Below are 21,134 nucleotides of genomic sequence, written 5' to 3'. Positions count from 1 at the left end.
ACTGGTGCCGTCGGGCGCTCGGTGGCGGGCGGCCGGGGGTGTCGGCGGCGGGCGGCCGGGGGTGTCCCCGGGCCGCTCCGGCGGCGCAGCGGGCAGGATGGGCCCATGAGCGTAGTCAAGATCAACGTGCTGACCGTGCCCGCCGAGCAGCGGGAGACCCTGGAGAAGCGGTTCGCCTCGCGTGCGCACGCCGTCGAGAACTCCGACGGGTTCGAGTGGTTCGAACTGCTGCGTCCCGTGGAGGGCACCGACACCTACCTCGTCTACACCCGGTGGCGGGACGAGGAGTCGTTCCAGGCCTGGATGGAGGGGCCGATGAAGGCCGCTCACCAGGGGGGTGCGGGTGAGGGTCAGGAGCGGCCCAGGCCCGCCGCCTCGGGCTCCACCCTGTGGTCCTTCGAGGTGGTGCAGCAGGCCGCGCCCAAGAGCGCGTAGGCCCCGCCGGCCGGTGAACGGCGACGCCCCCCTGTCCGTCGCACGCGTACGACGGACAGGGGGGCGTCCCCAGGACGGGCAGGGGAGCGTCGGTCGTCGACCGGGCGGCGGGACTGCCTCACCGGCTCCCGCTCCACCCGCTCCTACGTCGCCGGCTCCGCTCCACCGGCTCCTACTTCACCGGCTCCTACTTCACCGGTTCCGGTTCCGGGGCGCTCTCGCTCTCCGAGTCGCCGGCCGGGTCGACCGGGGTCTTGACGGAGTCGAGCAGGAGCTGGGCGACGTCGACGACCTGGATGGACTCCTTGGCCGCTCCCTCGTTCTTCTTGCCGTTGACCGAGTCGGTCAGCATGACCAGGCAGAACGGGCAGGCGGTGGAGACGATGTCCGGGTTCAGCGACAGGGCCTCGTCGACGCGCTCGTTGTTGATGCGCTTGCCGATGCGCTCCTCCATCCACATCCGGGCGCCGCCCGCGCCGCAGCAGAAGCCCCGCTCCTTGTGGCGGTGCATCTCCTCGTTGCGCAGGCCCGGGACCTTGCCGATGATCTCGCGCGGGGGCGTGTAGATCTTGTTGTGGCGGCCCAGGTAGCACGGGTCGTGGTAGGTGATGATGCCCTCGACCGGGGTGACGGGGATCAGCTTGCCCTCGTCGACCAGGTGCTGGAGCAGCTGGGTGTGGTGGATGACCTCGTAGTCGCCGCCGAGCTGCGGGTACTCGTTGCCGAGCGTGTTGAGGCAGTGGGGGCAGGTGGCGACGATCTTCTTCGCCGACTTGGGCTTGCGGGACTCCTCGGTGACCTTGCCCTCGTCGTCCAGCTCCTCGCCGAACGCCGTGTTCAGGGCCATCACGTTCTCCATGCCGAGCTCCTGGAACAGGGGCTCGTTGCCCAGGCGGCGGGCGGAGTCACCGGTGCACTTCTCGTCGCCGCCCATGATCGCGAACTTGACGCCCGCGATGTGCAGCAGCTCCGCGAAGGCCTTCGTGGTCTTCTTCGCCCGGTCCTCCAGGGCACCCGCGCAGCCGACCCAGTACAGGTACTCGACCTCGCTCAGGTCCTCGATGTCCTTGCCGACGACCGGGACCTCGAAGTCGACCTCCTTGGTCCACTCCAGGCGCTGCTTCTTGGCCAGGCCCCAGGGGTTGCCCTTCTTCTCCAGGTTCTTGAGCATCGTGCCCGCCTCGGACGGGAACGCGGACTCGATCATGACCTGGTAGCGGCGCATGTCGACGATGTGGTCGACGTGCTCGATGTCCACCGGGCACTGCTCCACGCAGGCGCCGCAGGTGGTGCAGGACCACAGCACGTCCGGGTCGATGACGCCGTTCTCCTCGGCGGTGCCGATCAGCGGGCGCTCGGCCTCGGCGAGGGCGGAGGCGGGCACGCCCGCCAGCTGCTCCTCGCTCGCCTTCTCCTCGCCCTCCATCGTCTTGCCGCCGCCGGCCAGCAGGTACGGCGCCTTGGCATGGGCGTGGTCCCGCAGCGACATGATCAGCAGCTTCGGGGAGAGCGGCTTGCCGGTGTTCCAGGCCGGGCACTGCGACTGGCAGCGGCCGCACTCGGTGCAGGTGGAGAAGTCCAGCAGGCCCTTCCAGGAGAACTGCTCGACCTGGGAGACGCCGAAGACGTCGTCGTCGCCCGGGTCGGTGAAGTCGATCGCCTTGCCGCCGCTCGTCATCGGGAGCAGCGCGCCGAGGGAGGTCTCACCGGTGGCGTTGCGCTTGAAGAAGATGTTCGGGAACGCCAGGAAGCGGTGCCAGGCCACACCCATGTCGGTCTTCAGGCCGACCACGATCATCCAGATGAAGGAGGTCGCGATCTTCAGGCCGGCGAAGAAGTAGGTGAGGTTCTGGAGCGTGGAGACGTCCATGCCCTTCAGCCACGACACGACCGGGTACGAGATGAAGAACGAGGCCTCGTAGGAGTCCACGTGGTGCTGGGCGCCTTCGAGGGCGTGCAGCATGAAGATGCAGACGCCGACGATGAGGATGACGGCCTCGACGAAGTACGCCTGGCCGAAGTTGGAGCCCGCGAAGCGGGACTTGCGCCCCGGCGTGCGCGGGTGGCTCAGCTGGCGGATCGCGATCAGGACGAGGATGCCGACGACCGTCATGGTGCCGATGAACTCGACATAGACGTTGTAGGGCGCCCACTCGCCGATGACCGGCAGGATCCAGTCCGCCTTGAACAGCTGCCCGATCGCGTTGACGATCGTCAGCAGCAGGGTGAAGAAGCCCACCGCCACGAACCAGTGCGCCACACCGACGACGCCCCAGCGGTTCATCCGGGTGTGGCCGAGGAACTCCCTGACCACGGTGATGGTGCGCTGTGTGGGATCGTTGGTCCGCGTTCCGGCCGGTACCGACTGACCCAGCCGCATGTAGTTGAAGATCTGCAGGAGGGCGCGGCCGAACAGTGCCACGCCGACCACGATCAGGACCAGCGACACGATGATCGCGGCGAGTTGCATTGGGGCTCCTGTGAGGCGGCCTCGAAATTACTAAGCGGTAACTTATGCAGTCCGTTTGAGACTACCTCCATCCTCCGTCGCAATGTAGCCGGGTGCGGGGTGATCTGGGTCGCTGAGGGTCGCCTGAGAGACTCCTGTTGATCCAATTCTGTCCCGATCGTGTTATTCACACCCAATCGATCGATATACCCCTAATTTAAGAACCGTGCTCTACGGGATCGCGACCGCCACCTCCGCCCTCCTCCTCGCCGCCGTGCTCTCGGCCCTGCTCCGGGTGCCCGCGCTGCGCCTGGGGATGGTCGACCGGCGCAGGGTCCGGCCGGTGCCGCTGCTCGGCGGGGTGGCCGTGGTGGTCAGCACCTGCCTGGTCGCGGCGGCGGGCGGCTGGACGGGTGCGGCGCCGCTGAGCCACCCGGTGGGCAGGCTGCTGGCGGCGGGCGCCGGGGTGGCCGTGCTCGGGCTGGTCGCGGACGTCTGGCGGCTGAAGGCACGGTTCCTGCTCGTCGGTACGGCCGTCGCGGCGGCCTTCGTGGTGCCCTACGACGAGACCGGGCTGCCGGCGGGTCTCGCCGCGGTGGCCTGGATCGCCTGTGTGGCCGCCGCCTTCCGGGGGCTCGACCACGCCGACGGCCTCGCGGGCACGGTGGGCGTGCTCACCGCGTTCGGCGCGGGCGTGTGCGCGGCGGCCGAGATGATGGACGACCTCGCGGTGCTGCTGAGCGTGCTGGCCGCCGCCCTCACCGGTTTCCTGATGCACAACTGGCATCCGGCGCGGATCGCCTTCGGCGCGTGCGGCTCCCTGTTCACCGGGTTCGTGCTGGCCGCCGCGGCGGTGCTGGTCCGCACCGGGTACGACGCCGGGTCCACCGCCGCCGTGCTGTTCGCGCTCACCGCCATGGCGACCGCCGACGCCGTCCTCGTCGTCCTCTCCCGCCGGCTGGCGGGACGCCCGGCGCACCGCCGCGGCCCCGACCACCTGGCCCACCGGCTGCGCCGGCTGGGGCTCACCCCGCCGGGCGCGACGGTCGTGCTCGGCGCCGGGACGTTCGCCGCGGTCCTGGTCGGCGCCCTGGTCCACACGGGCTGGCTGGCGCCGGTGGGCGGGCTGTGGCTGGCGGGCGCGGTCCTGGCGGCCGTCCTCGGCCTGTTGTGCGTCAAGGTGTACGGCCCGCGCCGCCCCACCGAACTCCACGCCACGGCCACCAGGTCCGGCACGACCGGGACGTACGCCACGGCCACCAGGTCCGGCACGACCGGGACGTACGCCACGGGCGCCCGGTCCGGCACGACCGGGGCATACGCCACGGGCGCCCGGTCGCGCGCGGCGGCCGAGAGCCAGGGCACCGGCACGCGGTCGCGCCCGGCGGCCGAGAGCTACGGCACGGCCACCCGGTCGCGTACGGTCGAGGAGTACGGCGGGTACGGCACGGCCGCCCGGTCCCGGCCCCTTCCCGCCGATCCGTACGGCACCGGAAGCCGGTCCGCCGTCGATGCGGGAACTTCGCGCACCCCCGCGGTCGTATCCCCCTCCGAAGGGCTGCGCGGCTCCGGCGCGCTCCGGGCACCCCACGCCCTCGGGGATCCGCACACCGCCCACATCGCCCGGGACCGGCGGGACCACGCCTCGCAGATCTTCTCTCCCGGCCCCGCTCGTCAACCTGAATATCCCGCACCGCCGCCCCGGCAGTCCGCGTTTCCGCAGGTCAGAGAGTCCTTGCGTGTAAGGGATGGATAAGAGTTGAGTCGAGCTGGCTCAGGTCTGTTGACCCGGATGCGTGGGTCGTGCACACTTGAGTCCGTTCCACTCAAGTCAGCTGGAGGAATTCACCATGGCACGTGCGGTCGGCATCGACCTGGGCACGACTAACTCCGTCGTCAGCGTTCTGGAGGGCGGCGAGCCCACCGTCATCACCAACGCCGAGGGCGCCAGGACCACGCCGTCCGTCGTCGCCTTCGCCAAGAACGGCGAGGTGCTGGTCGGCGAGGTGGCCAAGCGTCAGGCCGTGACCAACGTCGACAGGACCATCCGGTCGGTCAAGCGCCACATGGGCACCGACTGGAAGATCAACCTCGACGGCAAGGACTTCAACCCGCAGCAGATCAGCGCGTTCGTGCTGCAGAAGCTGAAGCGGGACGCCGAGGCCTACCTGGGCGAGAAGGTGACCGACGCGGTCATCACCGTCCCGGCGTACTTCAACGACGCCGAGCGCCAGGCCACGAAGGAGGCCGGCGAGATCGCCGGTCTGAACGTGCTGCGCATCGTCAACGAGCCGACGGCCGCCGCCCTGGCGTACGGCCTCGACAAGGACGACCAGACCATCCTGGTCTTCGACCTCGGTGGCGGCACCTTCGACGTCTCGCTGCTGGAGATCGGCGACGGCGTGGTCGAGGTCAAGGCCACCAACGGCGACAACCACCTCGGTGGTGACGACTGGGACCAGCGCGTCGTCGACTACCTGGTCAAGCAGTTCCAGTCCGGGCACGGCGTGGACCTGTCCAAGGACAAGATGGCCCTCCAGCGTCTGCGTGAGGCGGCGGAGAAGGCCAAGATCGAGCTGTCCTCGTCCACCGAGACCTCGATCAACCTGCCCTACATCACCGCGTCCGCCGAGGGCCCGCTGCACCTGGACGAGAAGCTCACCCGGGCCCAGTTCCAGCAGCTGACCGCGGACCTCCTGGAGCGCTGCAAGACGCCGTTCCACAACGTCATCAAGGACGCCGGCATCTCCATCAACGAGATCGACCACGTCGTCCTCGTCGGTGGCTCCACCCGTATGCCCGCCGTCGCCGAGCTCGTCAAGGAGCTGACCGGTGGCAAGGAGGCCAACAAGGGCGTGAACCCGGACGAGGTCGTCGCCATCGGCGCCTCGCTCCAGGCCGGTGTCCTCAAGGGCGAGGTCAAGGACGTCCTGCTGCTCGACGTCACCCCGCTGTCCCTCGGCATCGAGACCAAGGGCGGCATCATGACCAAGCTGATCGAGCGCAACACCACGATCCCGACCAAGCGCTCGGAGATCTTCACCACGGCCGAGGACAACCAGCCGTCGGTGCAGATCCAGGTCTACCAGGGCGAGCGCGAGATCGCCGCGTACAACAAGAAGCTCGGCATGTTCGAGCTGACCGGTCTGCCGCCGGCCCCGCGCGGTGTCCCGCAGATCGAGGTCTCCTTCGACATCGACGCCAACGGCATCATGCACGTGACCGCCAAGGACCTGGGCACGGGCAAGGAGCAGAAGATGACCGTCACCGGCGGCTCCTCGCTGCCGAAGGACGAGGTCGACCGCATGCGCGAGGAGGCCGAGCGCTACGCGGAGGAGGACCACAAGCGCCGCGAGGCCGCCGAGACCCGCAACCAGGGCGAGCAGCTCGTCTACCAGACCGAGAAGTTCCTCAAGGACAACGAGGACAAGGTCCCGGGCGAGATCAAGACCGAGGTGGAGTCCGCCGTCGCCGAGCTCAAGGAGACGCTGAAGGGCGAGGACACCGCCGAGATCCGCACCGCCACGGAGAAGGTCGCCGCCGTCTCCCAGAAGCTCGGCCAGGCGATGTACGCCGACGCCCAGGCCGCGCAGGCCGCGGGTGGTGCCGGTGACGCCGGTGCCGGCCAGGCGAAGGCCGACGACGACGTGGTGGACGCCGAGATCGTCGACGACGAGCGCAAGGACGGTGCCGCGTGACGGAGGAGACCCCGGGCTTCGACGAGCAGCAGCCCGACGTCCCCTCCGGCGCCACCTCCGACGACGCCGAGCCGAAGGCCGCCTCCTCCGCCAAGGAGGAGGGGGCGGCCCCGGCCGGGGACGCCACTCAGTCGGCCGGTCTGACGGCCCAGCTGGACCAGGTGCGTACGGCGCTCGGTGAGCGCACGGCGGACCTCCAGCGGCTCCAGGCCGAGTACCAGAACTACCGCCGCCGGGTCGAACGCGACCGGGTCGCGGTCAGGGAGATCGCCATCGCGAACCTCCTGACCGAGCTCCTGCCCGTGCTCGACGACATCGGGCGCGCGCGGGAACACGGCGAACTGGTGGGCGGTTTCAAGTCCGTCGCCGAGTCGCTGGAGACCGTGGCGGCCAAGATGGGACTCCAGCAGTTCGGCAAGGAGGGCGAGCCCTTCGACCCGACGGTCCACGAGGCCCTGATGCACTCCTACGCGCCGGACGTCACCGAGACGACGTGCGTGGCGATCCTGCAGCCCGGGTACCGGATCGGCGAGCGCACCATCCGCCCCGCGCGGGTGGCGGTGGCCGAGCCGCAGCCGGGCGCCCAGACGGTCAAGCCGGCCGAGGAGTCCGGCAAGGCCAAGGGCGTCGCGCAGGGCGAGGCCGGCGACGCCGGCGAGGGCAAGGACAGTGGTGGCCCTGAGGAGGGCTGACGGCGAAGGCGCCATAGGCACCATGGCACCCGCGGGTGCCATGGTCGCCGGGGGCGTCGCGAGTGACGACGCAGGAGAGGAGGGACGTCGGGGATGAGCACCAAGGACTTCATCGAGAAGGACTACTACAAGGTTCTCGGCGTCCCCAAGGACGCCACCGAGGCCGAGATCAAGAAGGCGTACCGGAAGCTCGCCCGCGAGTTCCACCCGGACGCCAACAAGGGCAACGCCAAGGCCGAGGAGCGCTTCAAGGAGATCTCCGAGGCGAACGACGTGCTCGGCGACCCCAAGAAGCGCAAGGAGTACGACGAGGCCCGCACCCTGTTCGGCAACGGCGGCTTCCGCCCCGGGCCGGGGGCGGGCGGCGGCTCCTTCAACTTCGACCTGGGCGACCTCTTCGGCGGGGGCGCCCAGAGCGGGGGCGGCTTCGGCGGTGGAATCGGTGACGTCTTCGGGGGCCTGTTCAACCGGGGCGGCACGGGCGCCGGCACGCGCACGCAGCCGCGGCGCGGCCAGGACATCGAGTCCGAGGTCACGCTGAGCTTCACGGAGGCCATCGAGGGCGCCACGGTGCCGCTGCGGATGTCCAGCCAGCAGCCGTGCAAGGCCTGCTCGGGCACCGGCGACAAGAACGGCACGCCGCGGGTGTGCCCGACCTGCGTCGGTACCGGCCAGGTGGCGCGCGGCTCGGGCGGCGGCTTCTCGCTGACCGACCCGTGCCCCGACTGCAAGGGCCGCGGGCTGATCGCGGAGAACCCGTGCGAGGTCTGCAACGGCTCGGGGCGCGCCAAGTCGTCCCGGACGATGCAGGTCCGCATCCCGGCGGGGGTGAACGACGGGCAGCGCATCCGGCTGCGCGGCAAGGGCGCTCCGGGCGAGCGCGGCGGCCCGGCGGGCGACCTGTACGTGGTGGTGCACGTCGGCGAGCACCCGGTCTTCGGGCGCAAGGGCGACAACCTCACGGTCACCGTGCCGGTCACCTATCCGGAGGCCGCGCTCGGCGGCGAGGTCCGGGTGCCCACGCTGGGCGGCCCGCCGGTGACGCTGAAGCTGCCTCCGGGCACACCGAACGGCCGTACGATGCGAGCCCGTGGCAAGGGCGCGGTCCGCAAGGACGGCACCCGCGGGGACCTGCTGGTCACCGTGGAGGTGCGTGTCCCGGGGGACCTGTCGGGGAAGGCTCGTGACGCGCTGGAGGCGTATCGCGAGGCGACCGCGGGCGAGGACCCGCGGGCGGAGCTGTTCGAGGCCGCGAAGGGAGCATGAGGGAGATGGACGGCCGCCGTCGCAACCCGTACGAACTGACGGAAGACACACCGGTGTACGTCATCTCCGTGGCCGCTCAGCTGTCCGGACTGCACCCGCAGACCCTCCGTCAGTACGACAGGCTGGGCCTGGTGTCCCCGGACCGCACCGCCGGCCGGGGCCGCCGCTACTCGGCCCGCGACATCGAACTGCTCCGTCAGGTGCAGCAGTTGTCGCAGGACGAGGGCATCAACCTGGCGGGCATCAAGCGGATCATCGAACTGGAGAACCAGGTCGCCGCGTTGCAGTCCCGGGTCGCGGAGCTCCAGGCGGCCCTGGAGGGCGCCGCGGCCACGATGCGCCAGCGCGAGGCCGCCGTCCACGCCTCCTACCGCCGCGACCTGGTCCCCTACCAGGAGGTCCAGCAGACCAGCGCGCTGGTCGTCTGGCGCCCGAAGCGGCAGCAGTCGGACTGACCCTCCAACAGGCGTACGCGGGCCGCACACGCGTGGATTCAGGGGCCGGGAGGCGGACAGCCTTCCGGCCCCTCGCCGTGCCGGGAGGCGTGACCGCCTTCCGGCCCTTCGTCATGCCCGGACGCGGCCGCACAGGACCGGTGCGGGGTCGGCGCATGGCCGAGTTCATTCGGTCGGCTGTGCGTCCGCTCGCACACCCGGTCGGTTGTACGGATCTTTGCCGGTCGATGAACGTTCGTTGGATGGAGGGTCCGTAAAGGGCGTTTGGAGACGGTTCGGTGAGGGTTCGCAGGCTCTTCACGCAAGAAGCGGAGCGTGGTGTTGTCATCTCGTTAAGTGGTTCCGCTTGACGGCGGTGGGCGCCTCCGCGTTGGCTTTTCAGTCACCTGGGTCGCAATGCTGCGCCCTCGTCCGGAAGGCACCAGAAGTGAGCACCTCGATGCGTCGTATCGCCATAGCCGTGGCCGCGCCCACGCTGACCTTCTCGCTGGCCGCCTGCGGGGCGCTCGGTGGTTCAGGCAGCAGCGCCGACGCGAGCCCGACCAAGGGCGACGACGTGAAGGTGGGTCTGCTGCTGCCGGAGACCGCCAACACCCGCTACGACAAGTTCGACGCCCCCATCATCAGGAGCAAGGTCGCCGAGCTGACCAAGAAGCAGGGCGTGGTGGACTACGCCAACGCCGGGGCGAGCGCCTCCAAGCAGGCCGACCAGATGCAGCGGATGATCGACGAGAAGGTCGACGTCATCCTGCTCGACGCCGTCGACTCGCACGCCATCGCCGCCCAGGTGAAGAAGGCCAAGGACGCGGGCATCCCGGTCATCGCCTACGACCGGCTCGCCGAGGGCCCGATCGACGCGTACATCTCCTTCGACAACGAGCTGGTCGGCGAGGTGCAGGGCCGCTCGCTGCTGGAGGCGCTGGGCTCGGAGGCGGACAGCTCCGACAAGATCGTCATGATGAACGGCTCGCCGACCGACCCGAACGCCAAGCAGTTCAAGCAGGGCGCCCTCAACCAGCTCAACGGCAAGGTGACGATCGCCAAGTCCTACGACACCAAGGACTGGAAGCCGGAGAACGCCGAGGCCAACATGGCCCAGGCGATCAGCGAGATCGGCAAGGGCAACATCGCCGGCGTCTACTCCGCCAACGACGGTGTCGCGGGCGGCGTCATCAAGGCCCTCAAGGCCGCCGGCGTCACCAAGCTGCCCCCGGTCACCGGCCAGGACGCGGAACTCGACGCGGTGCAGCGGATCCTGACCGGCGAGCAGTACATGAGCGTGTACAAGTCCTATCCGACGGAGGCGGAGAACGCCGCCGAGATGGCCATCGCCAAGGTCCAGGGCAAGGACATCCAGTTCGACGCCCTGACCCGGGACAAGGTCGACAACGCCACCCGGAACGACATCCCCGCCCAGTTGGTGCCCGTCGTCGCCCTGACCAAGGGCAACATCAAGGACACGGTCCTGGCCGACGGCATCTACAAGGTGTCCGACATCTGCACCGCCTCGTACAAGTCCGCCTGCTCGGCCGCCGGGCTGAAGTAGGGCCCGTCCGTGTCGGCCGCACCCCGGCCGGTTGTCCGCGACACGCCCTCCGAGGGACCCGTACACACCGGGTGATACCGGCCGTTTCCGGTGCCCGGGGTGTGGGGAGCCGTGTTGCACAGCCGGTCCGGGCCGCGCATAGTTGCGCTGCGAAGACGCGGAAGCCGGGGGTGTGATGGGGCATGGCCGGGCGCGGGACTCAGGAGCATCCACACGGTGCCGACCGACTGTGTGAGGCCGGGGATCGCGTGTATTCCCGGGCCGTACGGCGCGGACGGGTGCCGCGCCGGGACGCCGATCCGGTGCCCTGTCTGCTCGAACTGGCCCTGCTGCACCCGGACCCCGACGACATGGACTACCTGGTGCCGACCGCGCCGCAGGAGGTCATGACCCGCCTGCTGCGCGGGATGTACGAGGAGGTCAGCGAGAGCCACCGGCGGGTGGGCTCGGCGGTGGCGGCCTTCGAGCGGTACGCGGGCCTGGGCAGCCGGGTCCAGCAGCCCCGGGCCGCGCCCGAGGGGACGGCGATCCGCGTCCTGGACGGCCTGTCCCGCATCCAGGCGGCCATGGACGAGGCGACGGAGGCGTGCCGGACGGAGGTGCTGACCGTCCAGCCCGGCGGCATCCGCCGCGAGCACGAGCTGTCGGAGGGCCTGCACCGGGCGCTGGCGCTGCGCGGCCGGGGCGTGCGCATGCGCGACCTGTACACGCATGTGGCCCGGCACGGCCAGGGACTGCTGAACTACCTGGAGCTGATGGGCGACACGGTCGAGGCGCGCACGCTGGACGAGGTGATCGACCGGCTGATCCTGTTCGACCGCACGGTCGCCTTCGTGCCCGCCAACGCCGACCGCACGATGGCGCTGGAGCTGCGCCACCCGGCGCTGGTGGACTACCTGGTGACGGTCTTCGAACGGCTGTGGCGGCTGGCGATCCCGCTGACCGCACCGCTGCCCGACACCGGTATCGAGGGCATCTCCCACCGCGAGCGGTCCATCGCGGCGCTGCTCGCGGAGGGCCACCAGGACGCGGTGATCGCCGAGCGGCTGGGTATCAGCGTGCGCACCTGCCGTGCGCACATCGCCCGTCTGTCGGAGACGCTGGGCGCGGCCAGCCGTACGCAGCTGGGCGTCCGCATCGCCCAGGCCGGCCTGGACGGGCCGCCGGGCACCGCCGGTCCCGCCCCGCTCACTGTTCCTGATCAAGAATCCCGGATCGCGCGATGAGATAGCCGAGCTGAGCCCTGCTCGTGCTGCCCAGCCAGGCGGCGAGCTTGGCGATGTGCTCCCGCGCGGTGCGTACGTTCATGCCCAGCCGCTCGGCGATGACGGCGTCGGTGTGCCCCTCCACGAGGAGACCCGCGATGGCGCGCTGGCGGGGGGTGGCGCCGCCGGCCGGCGGCCGCTGGACGCTCTGCGGGTGCATGGGGGTGGCCAGCCGCCACAGACGGTCGAACGTGGTGACGAAGTAGGAGATCAGCGCGGGGTGGCGCACTTCGAGGGCGACGGTGCCGTCCTCGTTGGCGGGGATGAAGGCGACCGCGCGGTCGATGACGAGGAGGCGGTCGGTGAGCTCGTCCAGGGTGCGGGCCTCCGCGTCGCCGCGCAGCCGCTCGTAGCGGGCGCGGACGAGCGGCGCATGGCGCTGGGTGTGCTGGTAGAGGGTGCGGATGCGGGCGCCGCGGTCGAGCAGGGCCTGGTCGCGGGCCATGGCGACGGCCTGCGCGGCCTCTCCGCGCCCGCCGCCGTAGTGGGCGCTGGGCTGGATGCACAGCATCTCCCGGGTCGCCTCGGCCATGGTCTCGGTGATGGCCAGGTTGATCCGGGCGATACCGCTGAGGATCCGCAGTCCGGGGGTGCCGGCCGTCCCGTCGCGCGGGTCCCCGATCCGCAGGAGCGGTTCGAACGCCCTGGCCAGTCGCTCCTGCCGGCGCCGTTCGGCGGTGACGCGCTCCTCGGCGGTGCGCAGCAGGCGGTGCAGGGCGGTGGCGGGGGCGACCGGTTCCAGACGGCCCAGGTCGTCGACGGCGGGGTGCAGCAGGCCGAAGTCGATCAGGCACGGCGCACGGCCGGCGTCCTCGGCCGGTACCCCTCCCTCGCGCAGGGCGCGTTCGTACAGCGCCGAGCCCGCCGCGCACAGGCGGTCCGGGGGATGCTCCTGATGGCCTCCCGCGTCCGCGCGGGCGGTGCCCCCCGCGTCGGTCCCCTCCGCCGGGTCGGTCGCCTTCGCCGGGTCGGTCGCCCCCGCCTCCGCGCCGTTCAGTGCCCCTCCTGCTTCAGGATCCCGGACTGGGCGATGAGGAAGCCGAGCTGGGCGCGGCTGCCACTGCCCAGGGCGCCGGCGAGCTTGGCTATGTGGGCCCGGCAGGTGCGCACGTTCATGCCCAGACGACGGGCGATGGCCTCGTCGACGTGGCCCTCGACGAGCAGTTTGGCGATGGAGTGCTGGATGCTGGTGATGCCGTCGGCGGCGGTCTCGTAGGGGGCGCCCGCGGACAGGGGCACGGCGCGGTCCCACATGAACTCGAACACCTTGATCAGATAGCGCACGAGGCCGGGGTGGCGCAGCTCCAGGGCCACCTGCTGGTCGTCCCGGGTGGGGATGAAGGCCACCGTCTCGTCGCAGATGATGAGCCGTTCCACCAGCTCGTCGATGGTGCGGTACTCCACCTTGCCGTCGGCGAGCTGCGCCACGTACGCCAGCTTCTCCGGGTTGTACCTCGCCGTGTGCTGGTACAGGGTGCGGATCCGTACGCCCCGGTCGATCAGGGGCCGGTCGCGCTCGAGTCCTCTCAGCAGGCTGCGCTCGGTGTAACGGTCGCTCGGCTGGATCGTGAGCACCTCGGTCCGGCACTGGGAAGTGGCCAGGTTCAGGGCGGCGTTGATACGGTCGCCGCCCTCCAGCACCGTGAGGGAGTCCGTGCCCGCCGTCATATGGGCGCTGAGCGTCATGAACGGCTCGAAGGCGTCGGCCAGTTGGATTGACAGACGCCTGCGTTCGGCGATCTCGCGCTCCAGCGGGGTCAGCCGCTGGGCCAGCGCCACGGACGCGGGAACCGGGCGCAGCCAGTCCGGATCGTCCGGGTCCGGGTGGAGCAGCGCGAACTCCATGAGGCAGGGGGCGGGTTCCGCCTCCGTGCGCGCGATGCGTCCTGCTCGTAGAGCGTTCGCGTAGAGGCGAGCACCTTCCTCACACATCTCGGTGGCCGCATGGGGATGTATGTTTTTAGTCTGATTCGTCGCCAAATCTCCACCCCCCAGGGTCCTGAACATGCAGGAACATGATGCATCGATTATGTGGCCATGACGTGCCCGAATGAGCCATCGTCGTACTCGACGGGGGAAGAGGGGACCTTCAAGTGAGGACGAAGCCGACTATGGGCAAGAGAATGCTTCGCTCGGTACTTGTTGCCGCCTTCTCCGCCGCTGCGGCCATGGGACTGTGGGCCGGCTTCTCAGGCGAGAAGGGCGACGTTCGGGCGGACACCAGCTGGCCGGCAGTGGCCGTGCACACCGCAAGTGACACGAGTTGGCCGATCGCTCCCGCGGATGGCGACGTGAGGGGATGACGTGACGACTCCTCCCGACGACCGCTCGTTCCGCCGTGAGATGGCCACGGCCTACCGCTCGGGCTGGCACTTCATCGACCTGGTCACCGCCCTCCCCCACAGTGGTGACTCGTTGATGGTGACCGTCTTCGGTGAGCCGGTCGTCGTCACGCGGGACGACGACGGAGACGTACGGGCCTTCCGGTGCCTGCGGCGGCCCCGCGGGGCGCCACAGCCCGTACGGTGTGCCGTCCGCTACGGAATGATCTTTGTGAACCTGGACCAGCGGGACCACCGGCAGGTGGCGCCGGAGCCCGCCACCCTACGAACCACCTCAGCCACCCCCCGCAGTGCCTGACGCGATTCCCCCGTCGCAACAGATCGCTCAGGTGCTTCCCCCCGCAGCGGCGTCACCGTGACCTGAACACGGTGACGCCGCTGCAGTTTTCCCCGGAATCTCCGGGAATGGGGCGATCCGGTCCGTGGCCGGAAAACGCCGGTCGCCCGGCTCGGCGCAGGCTTCGCGTCAGGTCCGTCGCCGGCCCCGTCGTCCTCAGCCGCGCCCCAGTGCCCGGGTCAGCTCGATCTCGATCACCACGCGGGACGGGTTCGGGCCAGGAGTGCGGCCGTAGCGTTCGGCGTAGCGCCGCACCGCCTCGGCGACACGCTCCGGCTCGGTGCGGACGAAGGCGCGCCCCTCCAGCGTGGCCCAGCGCCGGCCGTCCACCTGGCACACCGCCACCGGCGCCCCCCGCTCCCCGGCCGTGAGCACGTGCCCCGCCTTCGCGCTCGCCTTGTCGGTGATCACCCGGGCCAGCCGCGCCTGAGGGTCGTACGTCACTCCCACCGGCACCACGTGCGGGGTGCCGTCGGGGCGGAGGGTCGTCAGCGTGCACAGGTGCCGCTCCCGCCAGAAACCGAGATAGGCGGGGTCGGGAGCGCCCGGGTCGAGGGCGTACGTGGTGGCCATGGACAGGGAACCTAACCCGAAACCGGGGACGACCGGTCCGCCCCTCCCTCTTGAGTGCTGCCTTGAGTGGAATAGACTCAACTTTGTGCACGTTGATTGAGTCAGCACTGGGAGACGTGGCAGACCGCTGACGCCGAGGAGGAGAGAAGCGACCGTGGACGCCGAGCTGACCAACAGGAGCCGGGACGCGATCAACGCGGCCGGGAACCGGGCCGTGACCGGGGGACACCCCGACCTGACCCCTGCCCACCTGCTCCTCGCCCTGCTCGAGGGGCAGGACAACGAGAACATCATCGACCTGCTGTCGGCCGTGGACGCCGACCAGGCGTCCGTCCGCTCCGGCGCCGAGCGCGTGCTCGCGTCGCTGCCCAGTGTGACCGGCTCGACCGTCGCCCCGCCGCAGCCCAACCGTGAGCTGCTGGCCGTGATCGCGGACGCGCAGAGCCGGGCGAAGGAGCTGGGCGACGAGTACCTGTCCACCGAGCACCTGCTCATCGGCATCGCCGCCAAGGGCGGCGCGGCCGGCGAGGTGCTCACCCGGCAGGGCGCCGGTGCGAAGAAGCTGCAAGAGGCCTTCCAGAAGGCGAGGGGAGGGCGCCGGGTGAACACACCCGACCCCGAGGGCCAGTACAAGGCCCTGGAGAAGTTCGGCACCGACTTCACGGCGGCGGCGCGCGAGGGCAAGCTGGACCCGGTCATCGGCCGGGACCAGGAGATCCGCCGTGTCGTGCAGGTGCTCTCGCGCCGCACCAAGAACAACCCGGTCCTCATCGGCGAGCCCGGCGTCGGCAAGACCGCCGTCGTCGAGGGGCTCGCCCAGCGGATCGTCAAGGGCGACGTGCCCGAGTCGCTGAAGGACAAGCGGCTGGTGGCCCTCGACCTCGGCGCGATGGTCGCGGGCGCGAAGTACCGCGGCGAGTTCGAGGAGCGGCTGAAGACCGTCCTGGCCGAGATCAAGCAGTCCGACGGCCAGATCATCACCTTCATCGACGAGCTCCACACCGTCGTCGGCGCGGGCGCCGGCGGCGACTCCGCGATGGACGCCGGCAACATGCTCAAGCCGATGCTGGCCCGCGGCGAGCTGCGCATGGTCGGCGCGACCACGCTCGACGAGTACCGGGAGCGGATCGAGAAGGACCCGGCGCTGGAGCGGCGCTTCCAGCAGGTGCTGGTCGCCGAGCCCAGCGTGGAGGACTCCATCGCGATCCTGCGCGGGCTCAAGGGCCGCTACGAGGCCCACCACAAGGTGCAGATCAACGACTCCGCCCTGGTGGCCGCGGCGACCCTGTCCGACCGCTACATCACCTCCCGCTTCCTGCCCGACAAGGCGATCGACCTGGTCGACGAGGCGGCCTCCCGGCTGCGCATGGAGATCGACTCCTCGCCCGTGGAGATCGACGAGCTCCAGCGCGCCGTCGACCGGCTGCGCATGGAGGAGCTGGCGCTCGACAAGGAGACCGACGCCGCCTCGCGCGAGCGGCTGGAGAAGCTGCGGCGCGACCTCGCCGACAAGGAGGAGGAGCTGCGGGGCCTGACCGCCCGCTGGGAGAAGGAGAAGCAGTCCCTCAACCGCGTCGGTGAGCTCAAGGAGCGGCTGGACGATCTGCGCGGGCAGGCCGAGCGCGCCCAGCGCGACGGCGACTTCGACACCGCCTCCAAGCTGCTGTACGGGGAGATCCCGGGCCTGGAGAAGGAGCTGGAGGCCGCCTCGCAGGCCGAGGAGGAGGCCGCCAAGGACACCATGGTCAAGGAGGAGGTCGGCCCGGACGACATCGCCGACGTCGTCGCCTCCTGGACCGGCATCCCGGCGGGCCGTCTGCTGGAGGGCGAGACGCAGAAGCTGCTGCGCATGGAGGACGAGATCGGCGAGCGGCTGATCGGGCAGGGCGAGGCCGTGCGCGCCGTCTCCGACGCCGTGCGCCGCAGCCGCGCGGGCATCTCCGACCCCGACCGGCCCACGGGCTCCTTCCTCTTCCTCGGCCCGACCGGTGTCGGCAAGACCGAGCTGGCCAAGGCGCTCGCGGACTTCCTCTTCGACGACGAGCGGGCGATGGTCCGCATCGACATGTCGGAGTACAGCGAGAAGCACAGCGTGGCCCGGCTGGTCGGCGCCCCGCCCGGCTATGTCGGCTACGAGGAGGGCGGCCAGCTCACGGAGGCGGTGCGGCGCCGCCCGTACAGCGTGGTCCTGCTGGACGAGGTGGAGAAGGCCCACCCCGAGGTCTTCGACATCCTGCTCCAGGTGCTCGACGACGGCCGCCTGACCGACGGACAGGGCCGCACGGTCGACTTCCGCAACACGATCCTGATCCTCACCTCCAACCTGGGCAGCCAGTTCCTGATCGACCCGATCACGAGCGAGGAGGAGAAGAAGGAGCAGGTCCTCGAGGTGGTCCGGGCCTCCTTCAAGCCGGAGTTCCTCAACCGCCTGGACGACCTGGTGGTCTTCTCGGCCCTGACCAAGGACGAGCTGAGCCGGATCGCCCGGCTGGCGATCGACCGCCTGGCGCGCCGCCTCACCGAGCGCCGCCTGACCCTGGAGGTCACGCCCCAGGCTCTGGCCTGGCTGGCCGACGAGGGCATGGACCCGGCCTACGGCGCCCGCCCGCTGCGCCGCCTGGTGCAGACGGCCATCGGTGACCGCCTCGCCAAGGAGATCCTGTCCGGCGAGATCAAGGACGGCGACACGGTCCGCGTCGACCGCTTCGGCGAGGGCCTGCTGGTGGGCCCGGCGACCGGCAAGACGCTGTAACGCCCACGCGGCCGTGCGCCCACGCGGCCCGCCACCCGGCAGTCGGGTGGCGGGCCGCCGCGCTCACACCGTGAAGGCCGCGAACCGGACCAGGGCGGTGCCCGCGTCCTCGTACACCACGCTCACCTGTACGGCGTCGGCGCCCACGCCCATCGGCAGGCCCTTCAGGCAGCTCAGATCCAGACACAGATCCGCATCGTCGGTGCAGAACTCCGTCTCCGGCGCCGGGGCGCCCGGATAGGTGCGGCGCAGCCGGTCGCCGACACCGGCCCGCGGCATCCGGAAGTCCGCGCTGTAGGAGACGTCCTGCCAGCCCTGCTCCACGCACCCCCCGACAGGTGTGCCGCCGTCCGGAAGGGCCGCTCCGCCGAAGGCCAGCGCCTGCGTGCAGGAGACCGCCTTGGGCCCTCCGCCGAGTGGGTACTCGGAGTCGGAGAAGGCCAGGCCCACGAAGGCGACGACGAAGGGGAGCAGGGCCATGGCCGGCAGCACCGCGACCGCCGCGACCAGCCACCACCTCGTCCGGCCCCGCGGCGCCCCGCCGGCGCCGGGCTGCTCCGCCCTTCCGGTCCGTGTCCGGGCCATGACCCCCACCTCCACCCGCCCGACGTCCACCCGTCGGCCGGATCATGTCAGCCCAGGGCTGACAAGGGCCCGGCGGGCTTGCCACGCCCCTCCCCGCATGGGGGAGGATGGCGGGATCCGTACGAAGGGAAAAACACGGTGAGCATCGACCCGTCCTCGATTCCGAACTTCGGGGGCCAGCCCGAGCCGCAGCCCCAAGGACCGGCGGGCCCCGTCGTCCCGGATCAGGACCTTGTGAAGCAGCTCCTGGACCAGATGGAGCTCAAGCACCTCGTCGACGAGGAGGGTGACCTCGTCGCGCCGTGGGAGCAGTTCCGCACGTACTTCATGTTCCGCGGCGAGGCCGACCAGCAGGTCTTCTCGGTGCGGACGTTCTACGACCGGCCGCACAAGATCGACGAGAAGCCGCAGCTGCTGGAGTCCATCGACGACTGGAACCGGCGCACCCTGTGGCCCAAGGTCTACACCCACACCCACGACGACGGCACCGTCCGCCTCATCGGCGAGGCGCAGATGCTGATCGGCATGGGCGTGAGCCTCGAGCACTTCGTCTCCTCCACGGTCAGCTGGGTGCGGGCCGCGCTGGAGTTCGACCGGTGGCTCGTCGAGCAGCTCGGCCTGGAGCAGGAGATCAACGAGACCGACGGTCCCGAGGACGGCGGGTCCGGGAACGACGAGGAGTGACCCGCCGCCCCGCACGCCCCGCAGGCGAGTGAGAGCCCGGCCAGGGCACAGGTCACCGAGACCGGGTGCCCGGGCCGGGCTCTCGCCGTGAGCACGCGAGCCCGCGAGCCCTCGAGCGACGGCCCGCCGCCTCAGCCCGCCAGGGCCTTCAGGCGCCGGGCCGCCTCCTCCAGCACCGGGACCTGCTTGCAGAAGGCGAACCGGACGAACGGCGCGCCCTCCTCGCGGTGGTCGTAGAAGACCGCGTTCGGGATGGCGACCACGCCGGCCCGCTCGGGCAGCGACCGGCAGAAGGCGAAGCCGTCCGTCTCGCCCAGCGGGCGGATGTCGGTGGTGACGAAGTAGGTGCCCGCGGGCCGGAACACCGTGAAGCCCGCCTCGGCGAGTCCCGCCGCCAGCACCTCCCGCTTGGCCCGCATGTCCTCGCGGAAGGCCGTGAAGTACGACTCGGGCGACGCCAGCGCCTCGGCGACCGCGTACTGGAACGGCCCCGAGGCCACGTACGTCAGGAACTGCTTCGCCGATCGCACGGCCGCCACCAGGCCGGGCGCCGCCGTGACCCAGCCGACCTTCCAGCCGGTGAACGAGAACGTCTTGCCCGCCGAGCCGATCGTCACCGTCCGCTCGCGCATCCCCGGAAGGGTGGCGAGCGGGATGTGCTCGGCGTCGTCGAAGACCAGGTGCTCGTACACCTCGTCCGTGACGACCAGCAGATCCCGTTCCACGGCCAGCTCGGCGATCGCGGTCAGCTCCTCGCGGGTGAGCACCGTGCCCGTCGGGTTGTGCGGGGTGTTGATCAGCAGCAGCCGGGTCCGGCCGGTCACGGCCGCGCGCAGTTCGTCCAGGTCCAGCCGGAACGACGGGCCGCCCTCGCCGTGGTGCGGGCGCAGCGTGACCGGAACCCGCCGTCCGCCCGCCATCGCGATGCAGGCCGCGTAGGAGTCGTAGTACGGCTCCAGGGCGACCACCTCGTCCCCGGGCTCCAGCAGCGCCAGCAGCGCGGCCGCGATGGCCTCGGTGGCGCCCGCGGTGACCAGCACCTCGGTGTCCGGGTCGTACGACAGCCCGTACCGCCGCAGCTGGTGCGCCGCGACAGCGGTGCGCAGCTCGGGGACGCCCGGGCCCGGCGGGTACTGGTTGCCGCGCCCCTCGCGCAGCGCCCGCACCGCCGCCTCCCGGATCTCCTCGGGCCCGTCGGTGTCGGGGAAGCCCTGCCCCAGGTTGATCGATCCGGTCCGGGTGGCCAGGGCGGACATCTCGGCGAAGATCGTCGTCCCGAACTCGGCGAGCCGGCGGTTGAGGAAGGGGCGTGCGCTGGAGGTCATGCCGGTCATCCTGCGCCGAAGCTCTGGACTTCCTCAAGTGTGCTTTGGCCGGTGCGGTGGCCGGGCATCCCCGCATCACGCACCGATTTCAGGCGCCCACGGGGGGCGTTCCGGGGGTGGTTCCCGGGGGAACGGAAGGAGCGTGACGCCATGGTCTTCGGCATCGTTCTGGCGGTGATCGCGGTGCTGTTCGTGGTCTCGGCGGCCTCCGCGGCGCGCGGCAGGGCCGGTGGCGGCCGGAACGTGCGGCTGTCCAAGGGCGGCCGGCGCGTACGGGCGTACGGGGGGAGCGCGAGCGGCGGGGGCGGCGGCTGGTGGGCGGCGGGGGACGGCGGCGGTTCGTCGTCCGGCGGCCACCATTCGGGTGGACATCACTCGGGCGGGCACCACTCCTGCGGGGGGCACTCCTCCTGTGGAGGCCACTCCTCGTGCGGCGGGTCCTCCTCCTGCGGCGGCGGTTCGTCGTGCGGCGGCGGGGGCGGCTGCGGCGGGGGCAGCTGACACGGGGCGGCCGGGCTTCGGGCGGCGGGGTTCCAGGCGGACGGGTTTCGGGCCGCCGGACGCTGGCGCCGGCCCGGCAGGCCCTCGCGCGGGCTCGTCAGGCGCTCGGTGCGCCGTCGCGCGCGCCCCGGCGCACGCCGTGGTTGAACAGTTGAGCAGGTAGGCCCTCTGAGGGATGGAAAGCCTACGAACTTGGGTAAAAACGCTGTGGCGGCGCCACCGTTCATGA

17 protein-coding genes and 1 pseudogene are annotated in these 21,134 nt (G+C 70.9%); 12 read left to right on the top strand and 6 right to left on the bottom strand.

Annotated elements, in window-relative coordinates:
• The first annotated feature begins 105 nt into the window (after positions 1 to 105).
• Entirely contained in the window at positions 106 to 435 is a 330-nt protein-coding gene (locus ABZ484_RS15955) for an antibiotic biosynthesis monooxygenase (protein ID WP_358866477.1), read from the top strand.
• A 187-nt stretch (positions 436 to 622) separates the two neighbouring features.
• Here ABZ484_RS15955 and ABZ484_RS15950 read toward each other — a convergent pair whose 3' ends face one another.
• Entirely contained in the window at positions 623 to 2,905 is a 2,283-nt protein-coding gene (locus ABZ484_RS15950) for a (Fe-S)-binding protein (protein ID WP_358866476.1), read from the bottom strand.
• A 205-nt stretch (positions 2,906 to 3,110) separates the two neighbouring features.
• On the opposite strand from ABZ484_RS15950, the pseudogene ABZ484_RS15945 reads away from it, so the two are divergent.
• From ABZ484_RS15945 to ABZ484_RS15915, 7 genes and pseudogenes are all read left to right on the top strand, one after another.
• Positions 3,111 to 4,079, top strand: a pseudogene (locus ABZ484_RS15945) (MraY family glycosyltransferase); the annotation flags it as partial.
• A gap of 655 nt (positions 4,080 to 4,734) precedes the next feature.
• The gene (dnaK, locus tag ABZ484_RS15940; protein ID WP_358866475.1) at positions 4,735 to 6,582 is read left to right on the top strand and encodes a molecular chaperone DnaK; all 1,848 of its coding nucleotides are present in this window, start codon (positions 4,735 to 4,737) and stop codon (positions 6,580 to 6,582) included.
• Positions 6,579 to 7,274 (top strand): nucleotide exchange factor GrpE, encoded by a 696-nt coding sequence (grpE, locus tag ABZ484_RS15935; protein ID WP_358866474.1) that lies wholly within the window; start codon positions 6,579 to 6,581, stop codon positions 7,272 to 7,274. Before dnaK ends, grpE begins: the two co-directional genes overlap by 4 nt.
• Positions 7,275 to 7,367: 93 nt before the next feature.
• Complete coding sequence (dnaJ, locus tag ABZ484_RS15930; protein WP_358866473.1) at positions 7,368 to 8,540, top strand: molecular chaperone DnaJ; 1,173 nt, start codon at positions 7,368 to 7,370, stop codon at positions 8,538 to 8,540.
• Between the two features lie 5 nt (positions 8,541 to 8,545).
• Positions 8,546 to 8,995 (top strand): helix-turn-helix domain-containing protein, encoded by a 450-nt coding sequence (locus ABZ484_RS15925; RefSeq protein ID WP_358866514.1) that lies wholly within the window; start codon positions 8,546 to 8,548, stop codon positions 8,993 to 8,995.
• Between the two features lie 439 nt (positions 8,996 to 9,434).
• Positions 9,435 to 10,541 carry a substrate-binding domain-containing protein gene (locus ABZ484_RS15920; RefSeq protein ID WP_358866513.1) on the top strand — a complete coding sequence of 369 codons (1,107 nt, stop codon included), beginning with the start codon at positions 9,435 to 9,437 and terminating at the stop codon, positions 10,539 to 10,541.
• Between the two features lie 182 nt (positions 10,542 to 10,723).
• The gene (locus ABZ484_RS15915; protein ID WP_358866472.1) at positions 10,724 to 11,767 is read left to right on the top strand and encodes a LuxR C-terminal-related transcriptional regulator; all 1,044 of its coding nucleotides are present in this window, start codon (positions 10,724 to 10,726) and stop codon (positions 11,765 to 11,767) included.
• Here the strand turns inward: ABZ484_RS15915 and ABZ484_RS15910 are convergent.
• Positions 11,730 to 12,680, bottom strand: coding sequence for a helix-turn-helix transcriptional regulator (locus ABZ484_RS15910; RefSeq protein ID WP_358866512.1), 951 nt, complete (start codon positions 12,678 to 12,680; stop codon positions 11,730 to 11,732). The genes ABZ484_RS15915 and ABZ484_RS15910 overlap by 38 nt on opposite strands.
• Positions 12,681 to 12,799: 119 nt before the next feature.
• Positions 12,800 to 13,813 (bottom strand): helix-turn-helix transcriptional regulator, encoded by a 1,014-nt coding sequence (locus ABZ484_RS15905; protein WP_358866471.1) that lies wholly within the window; start codon positions 13,811 to 13,813, stop codon positions 12,800 to 12,802.
• A gap of 297 nt (positions 13,814 to 14,110) precedes the next feature.
• On the opposite strand from ABZ484_RS15905, the gene ABZ484_RS15900 reads away from it, so the two are divergent.
• Positions 14,111 to 14,446, top strand: coding sequence for a hypothetical protein (locus ABZ484_RS15900; RefSeq protein ID WP_358866470.1), 336 nt, complete (start codon positions 14,111 to 14,113; stop codon positions 14,444 to 14,446).
• A 195-nt stretch (positions 14,447 to 14,641) separates the two neighbouring features.
• Here ABZ484_RS15900 and ABZ484_RS15895 read toward each other — a convergent pair whose 3' ends face one another.
• Positions 14,642 to 15,058, bottom strand: coding sequence for a TIGR03618 family F420-dependent PPOX class oxidoreductase (locus tag ABZ484_RS15895; RefSeq protein WP_358866469.1), 417 nt, complete (start codon positions 15,056 to 15,058; stop codon positions 14,642 to 14,644).
• 154 nt (positions 15,059 to 15,212) lie between these two features.
• Between ABZ484_RS15895 and clpB the strand changes: the two genes are divergently transcribed.
• A complete protein-coding gene (gene clpB / locus ABZ484_RS15890; protein WP_358866468.1) occupies positions 15,213 to 17,810 on the top strand; it encodes an ATP-dependent chaperone ClpB in 2,598 nt (865 codons plus the stop codon).
• A gap of 63 nt (positions 17,811 to 17,873) precedes the next feature.
• Here clpB and ABZ484_RS15885 read toward each other — a convergent pair whose 3' ends face one another.
• Positions 17,874 to 18,395: a hypothetical protein gene (locus tag ABZ484_RS15885; protein WP_358866467.1), complete on the bottom strand. Its 522-nt coding sequence runs from the start codon at positions 18,393 to 18,395 to the stop codon at positions 17,874 to 17,876.
• A 138-nt stretch (positions 18,396 to 18,533) separates the two neighbouring features.
• Here ABZ484_RS15885 and ABZ484_RS15880 point away from each other — a divergent pair, with 138 nt between their 5' ends.
• A complete protein-coding gene (locus ABZ484_RS15880) occupies positions 18,534 to 19,079 on the top strand; it encodes a YbjN domain-containing protein (RefSeq protein ID WP_358866466.1) in 546 nt (181 codons plus the stop codon).
• Positions 19,080 to 19,210: 131 nt separating this feature from the next.
• Here ABZ484_RS15880 and ABZ484_RS15875 read toward each other — a convergent pair whose 3' ends face one another.
• Positions 19,211 to 20,413: a pyridoxal phosphate-dependent aminotransferase gene (locus ABZ484_RS15875; RefSeq protein ID WP_358866465.1), complete on the bottom strand. Its 1,203-nt coding sequence runs from the start codon at positions 20,411 to 20,413 to the stop codon at positions 19,211 to 19,213.
• A 141-nt stretch (positions 20,414 to 20,554) separates the two neighbouring features.
• On the opposite strand from ABZ484_RS15875, the gene ABZ484_RS15870 reads away from it, so the two are divergent.
• Positions 20,555 to 20,905 carry a hypothetical protein gene (locus tag ABZ484_RS15870; RefSeq protein ID WP_358866464.1) on the top strand — a complete coding sequence of 117 codons (351 nt, stop codon included), beginning with the start codon at positions 20,555 to 20,557 and terminating at the stop codon, positions 20,903 to 20,905.
• Positions 20,906 to 21,134: the final 229 nt, after the last annotated feature.

It is taken from the genome of Streptomyces sp. NPDC006393, assembly GCF_040628575.1.
GTDB lineage: Bacteria > Actinomycetota > Actinomycetes > Streptomycetales > Streptomycetaceae > Streptomyces.
Note: the sequence above shows the minus strand (reverse complement) of the source record. Positions and strands in the feature narration are given on the sequence as shown.